We start from the raw sequence: 16,347 nt of genomic DNA on the forward strand, positions 1-16,347 counted from the left end.
TTTTCTCTGAAGGAGAGCAGCATGGTGAGTCTGAAATCGTTTAAACACTACTTCAGTCGACAGGCATTGCCGACTGAGGCCGCCCCGGCCGACAGCGCTTTGCTGGATCGGCTGATGAACTGCTTTGGCGGGCGCGACAATATCCGGCAGGTAGACGCCTGTTTAACGCGGCTACGCGTAACGGTGAAATCACTGGCGGTGGTAGATTCTGCGGGGTTGCAGGAGGCGGGAGCGATTGGCGTGGTTATTCTTGGGCATGAAGTTCATGCGATTTTCGGTACGCAGTCCGATCGTCTGCGTCAGCTGCTGGAGGCGCGCTTCTTTCAGCCGGGATAAAAAAAAAGGATAACCGGCGACGGTTATCCAAAATAAGCCTCTGTATAAGAGGCTAATAATAATGACAATGAGGATAGTGCGCGTTTACCACCAGGCTTCGACCTGCACGCCGAAGTTCCAGGTATCGTTACTGGTGTTGTCCTGGAAGCTGTGGCCGTTTTCAGAGTCATTCAGGTAAGAGGCAAACACGCGCAGTTCAGGGCGCGACATAAACTCCGAACCGGCGGCCAGCGCTAAAGCCAGGGTGTATTTCTGTCCGGCCTGTTTGTAGTCGCCACCGACTTTATTCTCATCTTTCTGCCAGAAACTGCCCACTTCACCGATGCCGCGCACATACTGCGTAAACTGGTACTGACCACGGCCCACCAGCGACAGCAGCGTACTTTTATTGGTCAGGGCGGTAACGTCATCGGCCGATCCCCAGGTGAAGACCTGATTCAGCGAAAACTTATCGGTGATCGGCAGCAGGCCGGTGTTGATCACGCGGTAGCCTTTGGCATTGCTGGTGTCGTTCCACATGTCATACCAGCCGCCGCCCTGGGAGATCATGTTTTGCGCCAGCCCTTTATCCGCATATTGCAGCACCAGTTTCTGATAGCCGCCCCAGAGATCCTGACTGATTTCGCCTGTTACCATCACGCCGTTTTCAGCGTCGTACAGGCCGCCATACTCTTCCTGTTTTTTGGTGGTGTTAGGAATGGCGTAATCAATACCAAACTCGGTCCACGCGCCGCTCCAGGGTTTCCAGCCGGCATAACGAAGATCGAGGTAGTTAATATTTACGTCGTTGTCGTCATCCACGCGGTAGTCCACGTCATTGGCATCGCCACGGATCCAGGCGAAGGAGATGGCGCCGGGGCCGAGCGTATAGTTTTCAATACCGGCGCCGGAACCGGAAATATTCCAGTATTTGGTATCGATGATATGTAAATCGTGGCGCTGGTAATAGCGTTTACCGCCCCAGATCACCGCATTTTTGTCGCCAGGCATCAGCCCCTTGATCTGCAGATTAAGCTGACGCAGGCCAAACTGCGCATCGTCGCCGAAAGTGGTTTCGTTGTCGTTGGAGCCGTCGGAAAACATGCTGACCATGGTGTCGACGTAGAAGCTGACGTCATCCTGTTTATAGACTTCGCTGCCCAGCTCAACCTCGCCATAGGTATCCGCTTCGTTGCCCAGACGGCCAATCTTGTTTTTCTGCCACTCTTCCATGCCGCCATCCTGAGACACGCCTACGCCACCGCGCAGGTAGCCATGGAAATCAATGTTGTCGATCGCCGCATAAAGTGTAGGGGAGGTCAGGACTGCAGCGAGCGCCACAGCAGCAGTGCGAAGCCTTGTATTCATGTTACCCTCAGTTTAATTGTAATACGTTCACATACGGCGGCAGTAAACGCCTTTCCCCCAGAGGGTGACAATTCAAATCGCAATAATATGTGACATACTGCAAATAAAAGGGCGCATTTTGTAACGATTGGTGAAACAGATCACTTAATCCTGTATGTGAAGGTATAACTTTTTTGTTGTTTTATTGCAGTGTGATAACGGTAACCTGACCTGAAGTTACGTTATGATACTATTCCGCCACTGGTTAACAGGGATGCGAGTTATGAAATCAAAAAATGCCACCTTAGAGGACGTTGCCCGCCATGCTGGCGTGTCGTATCAGACGGTTTCGCGGGTTTTGAATAAGTCGGCAAACGTCTCGGAAGCAACGCGGCGCAAGGTGGAGGCCGCCATTGAAACTCTGCGCTACGTGCCTAACAGACTGGCGCAGCAGCTGGTCGGTAAGCAAAGCACGACGCTGGGACTGGTGACCACCTCGCTGGCGCTGCACGCGCCTTCACAGGTGGCCGCGGCGGTAAAACGCTACGCCAATGCCGCTGACTATCAGGTGCTGATCGCCATGATTGATGAGAACGTCAATCAAAGTTTGCAGGATTGTATCAATGAGCTGAAGTCGCAGCGGGTGGATAAGGTCATTATCAACGTGCCGCTGGAGAGCGAAGATGCCGAGCGGATCGTGCTGGAGAACGAAGATATCCTGTGCCTGTTTCTGGATGTCGATCCCTACACGTCGGTGTTTAACGTTTCGTTTAACCCGGCGGACGGCACCCGCGCCAGCATCAAATATCTTTATGAGCAGGGGCACCGTGATTTTGCGTTGCTGGCCGGGCCTGAACAGTCGGTTTCCGCCAGGCTGCGTCTGAAAAGCTGGCTGGAGACGCTGGCCAGCTATGGCCTGGAGCCGGTCAGCATCCGCCACGGTAACTGGGACGCGCAGAGCGGCTATAACGGCATCCTGCAGCTGCTGCGTGAAGCGCCTGACTTCAGCGCGCTGCTGGTAGGCAACGATCAGATGGCGCTCGGCGTGTTAAGCGCGCTTCATCAGCGCGGCGTGGCGGTACCCGGACAGATTTCCGTTATTGGCTACGATGACACTTATGAAAGCGCGTTTTTCCATCCGGCTCTGACCACGGTTTCGTTGGATCTTGACCTACAGGGAAAAGAAGCGGTAGCGCGTATTCTGTTGGCCAGCGATCTAGATCGGCAACGCTCGTCATCAATCCTGCCGGCGAAGCTGGTGGTGCGCAGCTCTACCGGTGCGGCCAATCAAAAGCAGCAAAATTTAAAGCAGCTTGCCGAACAGCTGCGCCTGATTGCCAGCCAGCTGGAGTAGGTAACCGGCGAGTGGATCCTGCCAGAACGCGCTGCTGAAAGCAGGCCTGTGTAATTCGGGCCTTAGCGAAGCTGGCTGATGGATAAGCACAAAGCCCTTTTCGCGCGCTTTTTAATGGCGGGGCGAATGAGCGAAACCGCCGGATTTTACTGTCGCTGGATTTAACAGGTCACTCAAGGCTGTCGTCATGGTAGAGAATGCAATCATACCCGGCGCATATCAAAACAGGGCGTTCATGTCGGGGAAAGGCGCAATATCAGTGAGGCGGCGGCAAGGCATTGCCGCTTTTCTCCGTCTGGATAGACTCCTGAGTATTTGCTACTTCCGCTTTGCTGGTGCAAGCCGGGCAGGGCGAATGATTTTATTGCTGCCTCTACGCGAGAGAGGCAGACCTAATCAGATGTAACTTTTATAATGTCGCCATTAAGGTCTAAGCGATAATTATCGCCATCATACACAGTGAACATTAAACCCATATTTCTACTTTTATCTACAGAAAAGATAGCGTCCTTTTCGATGCAGTTTATTTTTGTTTTTATATCATTAAAACAGAGTCTGTCATATTTTCCTTCTTCCTTATACCCTTTCCCAAACAACCAGAAGGTGACATAAAAATAGCCATTTGAATCAGGTTTTGGAATGGCATATTTATCTTTTAACATATTCTGGTTTTTTAACCACCATTTAATTTTCCCTTTATCAGTCGGTGGAAAACTAGTGACCAGCACATCACTGAAACCACTACTTCTGTGATGAATAGCGACAATCTCTACTGGACGCAGAGACAACCAAAACCAGTAGACAAGCAGCACCAAGCCAGCCAGAAAGAACGAAGCTATAGTTCTCCTATTTTTCACTCTCATTTGTGAGCTCCCTTAATTTCTATGATGGCTTCCATGTTGGTCATAAAGGGCTTGAAGCCAAACTGATTGTATCGCTGGAGCACGAACCAGATACGGAAAAAATGGAACTGGCTGAATTTTTTCTTCAGTATATCGTCACTGTCGAGGCCAAAGTGATCCTGAACTTTGTAATGCACCACTGCGCGAAAGTGATCGTTATAGATATGCAGTGATTTTATGGTGATACGCGTTGCCCAGGTATCATGAACAGTGATACCCATGCCATTAAAATCATCCTGGAAACGGTCAAATTTAGGGAGTTTCCCGCCGAGGATTATTTCTTTTAATTTATCCTTTTCTTTTGCTGGGTAATGTTTTTTATGCCAATCAATATTTTTTTTAATAACTTCATGCAGTCTTAGGCGAGTGCTATTTTTTGATTTGTCATTAAGAATATGCTCCTTTAAAGCTGTGTCCAGTGACATATCATGGAAAGGCGTACCGTTGCCGTTTTGCATATGGATGATCATCTTTTCGATCAGGTGGCTGTACGGCCCATAAATGGAAAAATTACGGGATAACGAGCGGAACTCATCAAACAGCATCATGGCGCACTGCTGCCGACTAATTTTCTCTCCGGCTCCGCGCCGATTGCAACAGAACATGGATTGAGGCCGATCCATTGAGGAACGCCGGGTCAGCATGTAAGGATCAACACGGTCAGAGATATAGTCCAGCCGGTAATGGGATTTCAGTTGTGCTTCAGTCAGATCGCCACAGCGCATATCCTCAGCGCTATAGTCATCCATCCTATTTTGAGTTTTGAATATAGTACAGGGAAACTGTAGAGCCGCCATCATGATACATTCCTTGTGTCATTGTCCGGTGTAGAGTTAACAGAGGATAATACGCGGTGACTGGCAGTGATGTAAATCTTCAATTATTACTGCCTGTAATCTTTTACAGCTCTCGTGCTGAGGACGTACCGTTCAGGTCTGATTTATCAAAACGCCATTTGGCAATTTTCTAATTTTTTGGTTCTTCTGCTCTTTATTTTGGATCTTCTGCTCTTTATGTTTTTAAATGGTTTTTTTGAATTCAACTTTGAGTGGTATATCAATGCCGTTTCGTCTACGGTTTTTCAACCGGTCGATAGTTAGTATCCAGGCATAGACCATTACACGGGTTGTCTTTCGCTATAGCAGGTTAAAGCTATCAAAGTTAGTGACGTGATGTCTTAGTCTGAAAGAGTAATTGTTAAACTAATTTTTTGAAGATTGTAATAAAAAATATAAGGGAAAAGTATTCACCCTGTTCACTTTTTAATTTTTGTGATTTATTATCAGTGACTTAAATGATTAATTAGGCGGAAATTCTTCGCCATTCTTCATCCGAAGGTGAACATCATTCGCCGCTCGAGGTAAAGTCGGCCTGGCCAGTATGGTGCCGACTGAGCAATGCACACTGTGTTGACCCGCTGCTTCTGCTGGTGCGAATAGTCGACTGGAGGATTTTCCGGGAAGCACTTTCCTCACCAGAGAGCAGTTGGATACAGGCGCAGAAAATAATTACATCAATGAAATTTATATTGAAATAGTGATTTCCGGCGACAATTTCTATCCGGCCCTGAACAGGAGAAGCACAATGCATAAGGTCTCGAATCTACTGGTTTTTATCGGCCTTGTTAGCTTTGCAATAGCTTTGGCCGTGAATCTCTATGGCAGCTATGCCGTCAGTCATGTCAACAGCGCGCCGCTGTTCTCTACTAACTGGTGGGCGCGCTGGTTCCCGATTTATGCCTCGGGCATTGCGCTACTTTTTATTGGTCTGGTGTTGCGTCTGACCGGTCGCGCGCGTTAAGCAATAATGAGCGCATTATAGCCAGACGTCTTGCTGAGTGCAGCCTGCCAGCAGGCGCCTGGCGCACGAATTGAGGCGGACTGGCGACAGGCGAGAGGAGGCCAGTTTAGCATGGCGCATCACCAGCGTTGCTGCCTGCTGCGAACATGGCTATTTAGCGCATTTTCCCCTTGTTCTTACGTAGCCGGGTTTACCTGGCGGTTAATGATATCTGCCAGCCGGATACAGGCGACGTGGCCGGATTGATGAATGAATTATCAGCAGTGATGGACTTTGCGTTTGCCGCAGAGTCAGCGGAAGGCGAGGCGGCCTTGCTGAAACTGAACGACGTGCAGATTAGCTGGCTAGCCGTTACCGATAGCTATCGTTTGGTTCATCAGCAACAAATTACTGATTTTGATCACGCCAGCAAGCTGGCTCAGGCTATCCCCGGGCTATTGTTAAACTGGAAGCGCTGTCGTTTTCACTATTGGTCGCCCGCTAATGAGGCTGCCGGAAGCGCTTAGGGCGTGGACTACGGTAGAGAGAATGGCTGAGCGAGTTTAAGTGGAGCGATTACAGAGGTTATCGCTGATGTATAGCGGTTAATGCGGAAAGGTCTGGGCACAACGCCGCTGAAGGATACAAAAAAGCCCGCAGGGCTTATGCCATATGGGCTCTCAGGTCTTTGCCGGATGGGCTGGCGGAATCTGAATTTTCTCGGCAACGTTATTTATATGATTTAATAAATTCAATTTTGATGAGTATAGCTGAGCGTATGCCAAGAGCGTTTCGTCTCGCAGCTTTGTCGCCTGTTCTGGTGATAAAGAAAAGCGCCCAGAGACTGCACTAACAGCCACCTTCAGCCCTGGCCGGAGCAGGGGTAGCGGAGATATCAATGTATTTCCGCAATATCGTCGGACGACTTACACCGCGAGGATCGGAAAAGGGCAGTTTTAACGTGGGTGAAGGCGATACTTTTACTGTCCATGTGGTATCACCGATAAAGCGGAAGCTTGCGGAGCGGGGCGAAACCTTTAAATCTTCAAAGCGACCTGAAGTATAAGCGCCTCCAATAGTTAGTTCTTCTACTACGCCTTGAGAAAGATCCAGCAGTAGGATCGTCAGCATTTCTTCAAAGATGACGTCATCCGTCACGAATAAAAGATAGCGACGCGCATCGACTTTTATCGCAGCCTCAAGCACTTGGCCGGGAATAATAATTCCTGTTGAGTTGTCTTCAAGCAGCACTTCAGACCGGGCCTGGGTGGTATCTGTTGCCTGATTCACTTCCGATAACGATAGTGTCGTAATTTCTTCCATCTCTATTTCCACCAGTTGCCCATTTCCCATGCCGCTAAAGCACCGCCCACAAATCCGCCTAATAGCACGCATACGGGTGCGTCAGGCCCACACATTAAACCAGCAATAGCACCGCCGGGCCGAATGCTGTCAGGCATCATGGGATGCTAATGGTCTCTGGCCTCCATAAACGACAGATAGGCATGATACAGGTATCGTCTCGGATTCATCGGCCGGATATTGGCATTGCCGATAAAAAGGCCAGTTGGCGTTCTGAGCAGCGTCAGGTAGCCGCAGAAGTCGACCAGCGGGTCGGCGCTGCGCTTGATTTCCAGCGCTTCCTCAGGCGACTGCTGCGCCTGCAACAGCTCGCGGGCATCATCAGGTCGGGTAAAGCGCTGCATCAGGTGGCGCACGATAACCGCCAGCTCACGGGCAATCTTTTCCAGCTGTTTTGGATCACGTTCGTTCGCCGGTATCACGTCCGGGAACAACAGGATGACCCGGCGGCGGGACACGCCGCCGCTGCGGCCACTGAAGCGCATCGGATTATTGTTCACAGCCAGTATCACCGCCGGGATGTGAGTTGAACAGGCGTCGCGGTACTTCGGGTCAATCGCCACGGCATCGCCGCCGGTAATCGCCTTGATACTCGCGCCGTCACCGCTCCATTTTTCCTGATCCGGCAGGATAATCAGCGAGTAGCCAACCATGCTTGCATGTTCTCTCGAAGATTCCAGCGTGTCGATGGTCGCCGCCGTAGTATTGTCCTCTCTGGCCAGCAATTGCGGCCATCTCGCTTGTATCAGTGCGCGACTAATCCAGGACACAAAAAAGCCCGCAAAACTTTCGCTTTGCGGGCTTTAAGGACTTCATCGAATGGTTCTGGTAGCCATCGACCAATAATTTGGTGGGCTGGCGGAATCTGAATTTTTCCTTCAAATTACTGTATTAGTGTGACTTTTATGAATTCAACTTTGGTTGGTATACCTAAACGTATACCAATGCCGTTTTGTCTGTACTTTTCGATAGCGGATAAGTTCAGACTTCATGAAACTAAATGCACAGGTTATCTTCAGAAAAAAAAGATTTTATTAAAAAGTGTTCACCCTGTTCACCTTTAATGTTTATTCTTAAAAATCATAACATTATCTGGTGATCACTTAGATTGGCACTCTTCACCACTCTTCACCCGAGGTGAACACCATTGACCTTCAGACGTAAAAGTATGATGGCAATGTTTGGATTTTCGTCCACTGCGGAAGATGGCCGGTTTCACTGCTTGGCTGAAAGGAACCTATGCCTACGTTGCAAGTCGGCTTTGAGCGAGAAACGGAAGTTTAAAACTGTTCTCTCAATTAATGGAAGAACGACTAACATTGCAGTGTTTTTATCAATGGGGAGCAGGTCACGAGGATTGAATACGAAGCCTGTAAACGAGCTGCGTCTGACAATTGAGACTTTGAATTATGGTTACATGGATAGACCAACTATTAAGAAAAGCGATGCGGGGCTATCTAGAACACCTCGGAAACATGCCACTGGCTGGACGGATTACAAATGCTGCTGTATTCGAAGATGTGTATCGCTTTCTATTGAATAGTTCCGGGCGGCAGGAACTACGCCGCACTGACGTGGCCGCTGTCCGCGTCTTCCTTTGGAACTATCAATACCGCCGCTGTGCTGTGACAGCGCCTTACGTCTGTCGTATTAGATCACTGCCATAGAATCGGGTGCGTGCATGCTGCGGGACATTGCTCCGCTAACGCAGCTGAGGGCTGTTTTAATGTTGGGCGTTTATGTGGCCTTTCACCCACCAGCATGAGCTCAATGCTAGTGAGTTACCGACAACAATATAAAGGGGTTGGCGTCATCTATCCTGAGTAAAGTCAAAGCATTTTACTGGTTTTATGATCAGTGTCAATTGTTTGATTATTGATCGTTTACGAAGCGGCACGGGAGTCATATAACTAAAGGGCAGGCATAAGCCTGTATCACGAGGAATCAGTAAAATGGCTGATGATAAGACCAAAATCGGCACCCCTGACAATGATTTAATAAGTATCAAACAGGATTACGAAAGACGTGATTGGGCTAAAAAGTTTGGTGTTAGCGAGGCCAAACTTATTCAAGCCGTACAGGCCGTAGGTCATTCGGCTAAGAAAGTACAGGCATGGCTTAAAGACCATTGATATATGAGCGCCTTTCGAGGCGCTTTTTTCTTTGTCCTTTGGGAGATGATTTATGGCTAATAATTTATTTATTACTTACGACCTCATTAAAACGAAAAATTATGCGGCTGTGTATGATGCAATTAAATCTTTAGGGAATTGGGCTGTACCAACTGAGTCGAACTGGTATGTTAACTGTAATTACTCTGCCGAGGATGCAGCCAAAATTGTAAGGGCGGTTATGGATAATGATGATAAACTTATTGTTGTAGACGCAACCAATAACTCAGCTTATTGGTACAATCATCTCGGATGAAATTAGTAACCAAATTCTGACTGAGTGGCACAAGTAATTAAAGGGGGGTGGCCCCCTTACATTCAGAAATTGTCATAATTGACACATTAAATATACTGGGTTAATTCTTTCATCCCTGCTCCCTTGCTATATGTCCTGAATGCTTCCGTTTTTGCCTTCTGTTCAGTATGTCCGGTTTAGTTTTTTCGTATAAATTATGCATCACAGAGCGGCAGCCAGTCGGCCTCGCAGTCCTCGCTCAGCTCCAGGCGGGTCTGGATGCCGTTCTTAGTCTTGCGCTTCAGCAGCTCTATCTCGTACTCCTTCAGCATCTGCGGCACCGCCTGGCCAAACGCCGTCAGGCTCATGAGATACTGATGGCCTCTGGCCTCCATAAACGACAGGTAGGCGTGATAGAGGTAGCGACGCGGATTCACCGGCCGGATATTAGCGTTGCCGATAAACAGCCCGGTCGGCGTGCTCAGCGGCGTCAGGTAGCCGCAGAAGTCGACCAGCGGGTCGGCGCTGCGCTTGATTTCCAGCGCTTCCTCTGACGACTGCTGCGCCTGCAACAGCTCGCGGGCATCATCAGGTCGGGTGAAGCGCTGCATCAGGTGGCGCACGATAACCGCCAGCTCACGGGCAATCTTTTCCAGCTGTTTTGGATCACGTTCGTTCGCCGGTATCACGTCCGGGAACGGCAGGATAACCCGGCGGCGCGATACGCCGCCGCTGCGGTCGCTGAAGCGCATCGGATTGTTGTTCACCGCCAAAATGACCGCCGGGATGTGCGTTGAATAGGCGTCACGATATTTCGGGTCGATGGCTACCGCATCGCCGCCGGTAATCGCCTTGATGCCCGCGCCGTCGCCGCTCCATTTCTCCTGGTCAGGCAGGATAATCAGAGAGAAGCCCACCACGCTGGCGCGCTCGCGGGAGGATTCCAGCGTGTCGATGGTCGCCGCCGTGGTATTGTCCTCTCTGGCCAGCAATTGCGGCCATCTCGCTTGTATCGCTGCGCGACAAATCCAGGGCACAAAAAAGCCCGCAAAACTTTCGCTTTGCGGGCTTTCAGGACTTCATCGAATGGTTCTGGTAGCCATCGACCAAGAATTTGGTGGAGCTGGCGGGAGTTGAACCCGCGTCCGAAATTACTACACCGTCGGCACTACATGCTTAGTCCAGTCTTTACATTCGCCGGTTAGCTGCGAACGGACACGCTACTAACAAACTAGCCTGATTGGATTTAACGCTTCAACCCCAGGCAGGGCATCCACGCGATCTCTTTTGGGTTTGACCTCTCTTGATCCCCGTCCTAAGAGCGGAGGCTAGGGAGAGAGGGCTCTTAGCAGGTTATTAAGCTGCTAGGGCGTAGTTTTCGTCGTTTGCGACTATTTTTTTGCGGCTTTTAACGAGGCAAACCGCCCCTCGGCATGCTCCTAGGGCTTCGCAAATCCCGTCGAATCCAGAATCAGCCCCAAGTACTGTTTAGCAGTATAACAGAAAAACCTCACGCAATGCCAGCACCTTAGCGATTTGCGTGCTTCATTATACGTGCTTTGTCTGTCTTCCACTCACGCTCTTTGATGTCGTCACGCTTGTCGTGCTCTTTCTTACCTCTCGCCACGCCGATTTTCAGCTTGGCCCAGGCGTTTTTCCAGTACAGCGACAGCGGCACGATGGTGTAACCGTCGCGATTAGCTTTGCCAAACAGCGTATCCAGCTCTCGCTCCTTCAACAGAAGTTTACGGGTGCGCGTAGGATCGCAAACCACGTGAGAGGATGCGCCGGTCAGCGCCTGAAAAGTTGCGCCGAACAGAAACGCCTCACCATCGCGCAGCATAATGTAGCTTTCGCTGATGTTGGCCTTACCTGCACGGAGAGATTTGACCTCCCATCCCTGGAGCGACAGACCCGCTTCGAACTCTTCCTCAATGAAGTATTCGTGGCGCGCCCGCTTGTTCATGGCAATGGTGGCAGAACCGGGTTTATGTGCTTTTTTCTTTGTCATAGTGCAACTTAGTGTACATGAAGCGGTGAATGATGGCATCCCCTGTAACAACAAGCGCGGGGAAAAGCGCTATTTTAGCAGAACGCTGGCGGCTGAGAATTTTTGTTTACAGGCCGTCGATGTTATTATTGTAAAGTTTAAGATTAACAGGAAACGTTATGTCCCAGATTAGTCGTTCTGCGCTGGTGCCCTACAGTGCTGAGCAAATGTTCCGGTTGGTAAACGATGTGGATGCCTATCCGGAGTTTCTACCAGGGTGTACCGGCAGTCGCGTGCTGGATTCCAGTGAGCAGCAGATGACGGCGTCGGTAGATGTTTCCAAAGCCGGGATCAGCAAAACCTTCGTCACGCGCAACACGCTGAACAACAACAAGAGCATCCAGATGCAGCTGGTTGACGGGCCTTTCCGCAAATTGACCGGCGGCTGGCAGTTTACCGAACTGAGCGAAGATGCCTGTAAAGTTGAACTGAATCTGGAGTTTGAATTCACCAACATGCTGGTAGAGATGGCGTTTGGCCGCATCTTTAAAGAACTGGCCAGCAGCATGGTGCAGGCTTTCACCAAGCGCGCAAAAGAGGTTTACAGTGCCTGATATCGCGGTAGAAGTGGTCTATGCGCTTCCTGAAAAACAGTATCTTTATACGGTTAACGTGGAAGAGGGCGCCACTGTCGAACAGGCGATTAAAGCTTCCGGACTGCTGGAGCTGCGCAACGATATTGATCTTGCCAGCAACAAAGTGGGCATTTTCAGCCGTCCGGTTAAGCTGAGCGATGAAGTGCACAGTGGCGACAGGATTGAAATCTATCGTCCGCTGCTGGCCGATCCCAAAGAGCTGCGCCGCCAGCGCGCAGAGCGAGCCGCAAAAAAATAAGGCGCTCTTCAGCGCCTTATCTGTTTTTCTTCCCGTCGCCTTCCCAATCTACACGACCGCAGTCGGGCCGACAGGTTGGTCAGCCTCTGCCTTAGCGCTTATTGGACGACAGCTGAGGCTTGTTATCGATATTGGTCAATACGCCGTTGCTGTCAAAGGTCAGCGTCAGCGTCTGCTGGGTCACAGGTTGATGGCCCGGCTCCTGACGGAAAACGTAATACCAGACGTTGCTGCCGAAAGGATCGTGCATCATCGGCGTGCCCAGGGTGTAAGCCACCTGCTGTTGGGTCATGCCGGTATGGATTTTAGAGACGTCATTCGCAACCAGGTAGTTGCCCTGGTTGATGTCCGGCCGGTAAACCACTCGCTCCAGAGTGGAACATCCGGCGGTCGTCATCAGCAGAACCACCGCCGCAGCAGTCAGCGTTTTACAGCGCATAAGTATCTTTATTCCTTTTCGGGCCAACACCTTGGGCATCAGGCTATTTTATATTCTGTATCGGTTTATCGCTTCGATCACAGCGTCAGAAGCCGATGATAATAAACCTTTCCGCAGTTGGAAACCTCTACGAAGCAAGGTTATGACCGCCGGATGCCAAAAAAGTGCCGTTTCAGGCCGCCAAAAGCTCTTTTGCGTTAGCCAATGTGTTGCGCGTTACCTCGCTGCCGCCCAGCAAACGCGCCAGCTCCTGCAGACGCGCGCGCTTGTCCAGCGGCTGCATATGCGTTTCGGTCATCTCGCCGTCCGTTTCCTTGCTGACAAAGAAATGGTGATTACCACAGCCCGCTACCTGCGGAAGGTGGGTTACGCACATGACCTGGGTGGATTCACCCAGCTGGCGCAGCATTTTACCGACGACCGCAGCGGTTGGGCCGCTGATACCCACATCCACCTCATCGAAAATCAAGGCTGGGGTATCCATCTTACGCGCGGTAATCACCTGAATCGCCAGCGCGATACGCGACAGCTCGCCGCCGGAAGCGACTTTGGACAGCGGCTGCAGCGGCTGCCCTGGGTTCGTGGTCACGCGGAACTCGATACGATCTGCGCCTTCTGCGGTCAGATGATCCGGGTTGAACTGGACTTCAATAGCCAGGCGGCCGTGCGGCATTGACAGCGCGTGCATACTTTCGCCAATCAGCTGGCTCAGCTCCTGCGCATAGTGCATACGGCGCTCATGCAGACGTTCGGCGCATTCCACGGCGGTTTTGTGATGCTTTGCCACGGCCAGCGCCAGCTCTTCCTGATTACTTTCCTGCTGATCGAGCTGGGCCTGCTCTTCCAGCAGCTGCTGATGATAGCCAGCCAGCTCGTCCGCAGAGATGCGATGCTTGCGCGACAGCGAGATATAGCGCGACAGACGCTGCTCCAGCTCGTAAAGACGGTTAGGGTCGAGATCTAAACGTTCGCAGTAATGACGCAGTTCGTCACTGGCCTCGCTGATCTGAATGGCCGCCTCGTCCAGCATGACGCAAACGCCGTTGAGTTTATCATCCATCGCCACCAGTTCGCTCAACAGCTGCTGCGCGGTATAAAGCTGGTTCTGCAACGTAGTATGTTCACCGTCGGCCAGCAGCATTAACGCCTGCTGGCTGGTGGACAGCAGCTGACCGCTGTTCGCCAGACGCTTGTACTCTTCCTCGATGGCTTCATATTCGCCTGCAACCGGCGCAAACTCGTTCAGCTCTTTGAGCTGATACTGCAACAGCTCGCGACGGGCTTCACGCTCCTGCGACAGCTGCTGATGCTGCGCCAGCACGCGACAGCTCTGGTTCCACTGGCGATAGCTCTGCGCCACTTCCTGCATCAGGCCGTTCTCGCCCGCGTAGCCATCCAGCAGCGTTTTCTGATGTTCTGGCTTCAGCAGCAGCTGATGGGCGTGTTGACCGTGGATCTGAATCAGCAGCTGGCCCAGATCGCGCAGCTGGGAAAGCGGAACGGAGGTGCCGTTGATAAAGCCGCGAGAGCGGCCGTCGCTGCTGATTACGCGGCGCAGCAGGCATTCGCTGCCTTCGTCCAGCTGGTTCTCCACCAGCCAGGCGAGGGCAGAAGGGGTATCTTTCAGGGAGAAGCGGGCACAGAGGTCGGCGCGATTTGCGCCCTGACGCACCATATCGGCTTCAGCGCGACCGCCCAGGCAGAGGCCGAGCGCATCGATAGCAATAGATTTACCCGCGCCGGTTTCGCCGGTGATTGCGGTCATGCCACGCTGAAAATCGATTTCAAGTTCACGAACAATCGCAAAATTACTGATGGTCAGTTGTGCCAGCATAGAAAGCGTTCCTGTATGAAAACACAGATATGGTTTTTCATACAGTATATACTGGTTCTATAACCAGTAAAGTAGCTGGCAACGGATTTTAAAACAATTTTTTCGACCAGCCAAGTTTTGAGCTTAACGTATTGAAATAGTTGTAATTTTGCGGATGAATAAGATTCAGGTGATCGTCATTACGGCGGATCAGTACGTCTTCGCCTTCCTGGATAGGCAGCGCGATCTGACTGTCGCAGCTGACTTCCAGGTCGCTGCGCATATGGGAAAAGCGCAGCCGAATCGTACTGTTGCTGTTGATTACCAGCGGCCTGGCTGAAAGCGTATGCGGGAACATGGGCACAATAGCAATCGCATCCAGCGAGGGCGTCAGGATAGGGCCGCCAGCGGAAAGCGAATAGGCGGTCGACCCGGTCGGCGTAGAGATAATCAGGCCGTCGGAACGCTGCGAAAAAGCGAAGGTCTCATCGATATACACTTCAAACTCAATCATATGCGCGACCTTGCCGGGATGCAGCACCACCTCGTTTATTGCCGTACCGACGCGCGGCTCGCGGCCCTGGCGGCAAACCCGCGCCTCCAGCAAAAAGCGGCTTTCCGTAATGTACTTGCCTTCCAGCACGTCGGCCAGCTGCTGCTGCGCGTTATCCGGATCGAGGTCGGTCAGGAAACCCAGGTTGCCGCGATTGATGCCGATGACCTTGATATCGTAGCGAGCCAGCACCCGCGCCGCGCCCAGCATATTGCCATCGCCGCCTACCACCACCGCCAGATCGGCCTTTTGCCCGATTTCTGACAGCGAGCCGGTTTCGACGTCGGCCAGATTCAGCTCGCGGGCTATCTGCTCTTCGATGATCACCTGATAGCCCTTCGCCGTAAGCCAGCGACAGAGCATTTCGTGAGTGGTCAGCGCGGTAGGATGGCGCGGATGGCCCACAATACCGATGCAGTTAAAATGGTTGTTCATGATGCTGGTGTTCCTCATGAGGTAAACTACCTCAGACAATGTAACGGGTTCCCTTGAAACCGCAATTCTGATCCCCATAATAAGCGAACCAGCGAGATGAATGTGCACAAACGCGGAGAAATTCATGAGTAGTAAAGAACAGAACACACCAAACGAGCAAGTCTCAGACGATATCGAGATGGAACAGGCAACCCAGGACGCGGAGACAGCAGAAGGCGTGGATCCGCGTGATGAGCGCATTGCCGAGCTGGAAGCCCAGCTGGCACAGGCGCAGGGTGGCGTTCGTGAAGCGCAGCTGCGTGCTCAGGCCGAAATCGAAAATATTCGTCGCCGCACCGAACTGGATGTGGAAAAAGCGCATAAATTTGCGCTGGAAAAATTCGCCAACGAGCTGCTGCCGGTTATCGACAGCCTGGAGCGCGCGCTGGAACTGGCCGACAAAGAGAACAGCGAGCTGACCGCGATGATCGAGGGTATCGATCTGACGCTGAAATCCCTGCTTGGCGCCGTGCGTAAGTTCGGCGTGGAAGTGGTTGGCGACGTCAACGTGCCGTTTAACCCGGAAATCCATCAGGCGATGTCGATGATTGAATCCGAAGACGTGGCGCCGAATCACGTGCTGATGGTCATGCAGCGCGGCTACACGCTGAACGGTCGCCTGCTGCGCCCGGCAATGGTTGCGGTAGCGAAAGCCAAAGGCTGATAGCTATAACGAAAAAAAGCACCTTCGGGTGCTTTTTTTGTGTCCGCAGCCGCAG

17 protein-coding genes, 1 other RNA gene and 3 pseudogenes are annotated in these 16,347 nt (G+C 51.5%); 10 read left to right on the forward strand and 11 right to left on the reverse strand.

Translation table 11 applies throughout. The features are described from left to right. The first annotated feature begins 21 nt into the window (after positions 1–21). Complete coding sequence (locus AB3U87_RS18280) at positions 22–336, forward strand: PTS sugar transporter subunit IIB (RefSeq protein WP_253459130.1); 315 nt, start codon at positions 22–24, stop codon at positions 334–336. A gap of 84 nt (positions 337–420) precedes the next feature. Here AB3U87_RS18280 and AB3U87_RS18285 read toward each other — a convergent pair whose 3' ends face one another. Further along, positions 421–1,683: a maltoporin gene (locus AB3U87_RS18285; RefSeq protein WP_253459132.1), complete on the reverse strand. Its 1,263-nt coding sequence runs from the start codon at positions 1,681–1,683 to the stop codon at positions 421–423. A gap of 262 nt (positions 1,684–1,945) precedes the next feature. On the opposite strand from AB3U87_RS18285, the gene AB3U87_RS18290 reads away from it, so the two are divergent. Continuing rightward, entirely contained in the window at positions 1,946–3,016 is a 1,071-nt protein-coding gene (locus AB3U87_RS18290) for a LacI family DNA-binding transcriptional regulator (RefSeq protein ID WP_369896944.1), read from the forward strand. A 392-nt stretch (positions 3,017–3,408) separates the two neighbouring features. Here AB3U87_RS18290 and AB3U87_RS18295 read toward each other — a convergent pair whose 3' ends face one another. Both AB3U87_RS18295 and AB3U87_RS18300 read right to left on the reverse strand, forming a co-directional pair. Then, positions 3,409–3,879 carry a DUF943 family protein gene (locus tag AB3U87_RS18295; RefSeq protein WP_394150026.1) on the reverse strand — a complete coding sequence of 157 codons (471 nt, stop codon included), beginning with the start codon at positions 3,877–3,879 and terminating at the stop codon, positions 3,409–3,411. Beyond that, entirely contained in the window at positions 3,876–4,718 is an 843-nt protein-coding gene (locus AB3U87_RS18300; protein WP_394150028.1) for a YPO3983 family protein, read from the reverse strand. Before AB3U87_RS18300 ends, AB3U87_RS18295 begins: the two co-directional genes overlap by 4 nt. Before the next feature lie 784 nt (positions 4,719–5,502). On the opposite strand from AB3U87_RS18300, the gene AB3U87_RS18305 reads away from it, so the two are divergent. Beyond that, the gene (locus AB3U87_RS18305) at positions 5,503–5,718 is read left to right on the forward strand and encodes a hypothetical protein (RefSeq protein WP_301252674.1); all 216 of its coding nucleotides are present in this window, start codon (positions 5,503–5,505) and stop codon (positions 5,716–5,718) included. Between the two features lie 245 nt (positions 5,719–5,963). Beyond that, positions 5,964–6,224, forward strand: a complete 261-nt coding sequence (locus tag AB3U87_RS18310; protein WP_394150030.1) for a hypothetical protein — start codon at positions 5,964–5,966, stop codon at positions 6,222–6,224. Positions 6,225–6,546: 322 nt separating this feature from the next. On the opposite strand, the gene AB3U87_RS18315 is transcribed toward AB3U87_RS18310, so the two are convergent. Then, positions 6,547–7,020 (reverse strand): hypothetical protein, encoded by a 474-nt coding sequence (locus tag AB3U87_RS18315; RefSeq protein ID WP_394150032.1) that lies wholly within the window; start codon positions 7,018–7,020, stop codon positions 6,547–6,549. Positions 7,021–7,169: 149 nt separating this feature from the next. After that, positions 7,170–7,790 (reverse strand): annotated as a pseudogene (locus AB3U87_RS18320) (primase-like DNA-binding domain-containing protein); the annotation flags it as partial. A 678-nt stretch (positions 7,791–8,468) separates the two neighbouring features. Here AB3U87_RS18320 and AB3U87_RS18325 point away from each other — a divergent pair. From AB3U87_RS18325 to AB3U87_RS18335, 3 genes and pseudogenes are all read left to right on the forward strand, one after another. Further along, a pseudogene (locus AB3U87_RS18325) lies at positions 8,469–8,886 on the forward strand (endonuclease domain-containing protein). Positions 8,887–9,011: 125 nt separating this feature from the next. Next, on the forward strand, positions 9,012–9,191 hold the full coding sequence (locus AB3U87_RS18330; RefSeq protein WP_032968401.1) for a DUF3606 domain-containing protein: 180 nt from the start codon (positions 9,012–9,014) through the stop codon (positions 9,189–9,191). A gap of 52 nt (positions 9,192–9,243) precedes the next feature. Then, entirely contained in the window at positions 9,244–9,486 is a 243-nt protein-coding gene (locus AB3U87_RS18335) for a hypothetical protein (protein ID WP_394150034.1), read from the forward strand. 194 nt (positions 9,487–9,680) lie between these two features. On the opposite strand, the pseudogene AB3U87_RS18340 reads toward AB3U87_RS18335, so the two are convergent. The 3 genes and pseudogenes from AB3U87_RS18340 to smpB all read right to left on the reverse strand — a co-directional run. Continuing rightward, a pseudogene (locus AB3U87_RS18340) lies at positions 9,681–10,463 on the reverse strand (primase-like DNA-binding domain-containing protein); the annotation flags it as partial. A gap of 117 nt (positions 10,464–10,580) precedes the next feature. After that, positions 10,581–10,944, reverse strand: a transfer-messenger RNA (tmRNA) gene (gene ssrA / locus AB3U87_RS18345). A gap of 49 nt (positions 10,945–10,993) precedes the next feature. After that, positions 10,994–11,476: an SsrA-binding protein SmpB gene (gene smpB, locus AB3U87_RS18350; RefSeq protein WP_125289457.1), complete on the reverse strand. Its 483-nt coding sequence runs from the start codon at positions 11,474–11,476 to the stop codon at positions 10,994–10,996. A gap of 158 nt (positions 11,477–11,634) precedes the next feature. Between smpB and AB3U87_RS18355 the strand changes: the two genes are divergently transcribed. Next, positions 11,635–12,069: a type II toxin-antitoxin system RatA family toxin gene (locus AB3U87_RS18355; protein ID WP_125289458.1), complete on the forward strand. Its 435-nt coding sequence runs from the start codon at positions 11,635–11,637 to the stop codon at positions 12,067–12,069. Then, on the forward strand, positions 12,062–12,349 hold the full coding sequence (locus tag AB3U87_RS18360; RefSeq protein WP_125289459.1) for an RnfH family protein: 288 nt from the start codon (positions 12,062–12,064) through the stop codon (positions 12,347–12,349). The genes AB3U87_RS18355 and AB3U87_RS18360 overlap by 8 nt, the downstream gene beginning before the upstream one ends. 91 nt (positions 12,350–12,440) lie before the next feature. Here the strand turns inward: AB3U87_RS18360 and bamE are convergent, their stop codons facing one another. From bamE to nadK, 3 genes are all read right to left on the reverse strand, one after another. Further along, positions 12,441–12,788 (reverse strand): outer membrane protein assembly factor BamE, encoded by a 348-nt coding sequence (gene bamE, locus AB3U87_RS18365; protein WP_253459150.1) that lies wholly within the window; start codon positions 12,786–12,788, stop codon positions 12,441–12,443. A gap of 172 nt (positions 12,789–12,960) precedes the next feature. Then, positions 12,961–14,622, reverse strand: coding sequence for a DNA repair protein RecN (gene recN, locus AB3U87_RS18370; RefSeq protein WP_394150037.1), 1,662 nt, complete (start codon positions 14,620–14,622; stop codon positions 12,961–12,963). Positions 14,623–14,710: 88 nt separating this feature from the next. Next, on the reverse strand, positions 14,711–15,589 hold the full coding sequence (gene nadK, locus AB3U87_RS18375; protein WP_125289462.1) for an NAD(+) kinase: 879 nt from the start codon (positions 15,587–15,589) through the stop codon (positions 14,711–14,713). 124 nt (positions 15,590–15,713) lie between these two features. Between nadK and grpE the strand changes: the two genes are divergently transcribed. Further along, positions 15,714–16,292: a nucleotide exchange factor GrpE gene (gene grpE / locus AB3U87_RS18380; RefSeq protein WP_125289463.1), complete on the forward strand. Its 579-nt coding sequence runs from the start codon at positions 15,714–15,716 to the stop codon at positions 16,290–16,292. The last annotated feature ends 55 nt before the right edge of the window (positions 16,293–16,347 follow it).

Origin of the sequence: Erwinia plantamica (genome assembly GCF_043420595.1) — a bacterium.
Lineage (GTDB): Bacteria > Pseudomonadota > Gammaproteobacteria > Enterobacterales > Enterobacteriaceae > Erwinia > Erwinia aeris.